This window comes from Streptomyces sp. SID13726 (genome assembly GCF_010548375.1).
Taxonomy (GTDB): domain Bacteria; phylum Actinomycetota; class Actinomycetes; order Streptomycetales; family Streptomycetaceae; genus Streptomyces.
Genome location: NZ_JAAGLY010000364.1, coordinates 1 through 467 on the forward strand (window position 1 = coordinate 1; position 467 = coordinate 467).

Sequence of the window (467 nt, forward strand, 5' to 3'; positions counted from 1 at the left end):
ACGTGGCGGTGCGCGCGACGAACACGGACGAGCAGACAGCGGCGATCGTGCTGTCGACACCGTTCGGCAGCCGGACGTACGCCGCGGTCGCGCCGGGAGGGAACGCCTACCAGTCGTTCAGCTCCCTGGCGGACGTGGTGGACGCCGGAGCGGTGAACGTCACGGCCACCGCACCCGGCCGCGAGCCGGTGACGGTCCAGGCACCGTACGAGGCCAAGCGCTGCGGCTGAGCCGCAGCGGCCACAGCCGGGCCGTCGTGGCGGTGTCGGAGGACACCGCCACGACGGCCCCGTCCGCTTCGTCAGAGATCCCTGACCGCGTCGTCGCGGTCACCCGTCCCGAGAGGAACCACCAATGCTTCCCCACCAGACACGACTCCGTCGCCGAGCCACGGCGGCGGTCGCCGGCGCTGCCCTCGTGGCGCTCGCCGTCGCCCCGGCGGCGGCGGCGACCGAGCCCTCGCTCCG

1 protein-coding gene is annotated in these 467 nt (G+C 74.3%); it reads left to right on the plus strand.

From position 1 onward, the window contains the following. Nucleotides 1–230, plus strand: a 230-nt coding sequence (locus G3I78_RS48090; protein WP_164436936.1) for a hypothetical protein, incomplete at its 5' end; no start/stop codon positions are given. Nucleotides 231–467: the final 237 nt, after the last annotated feature.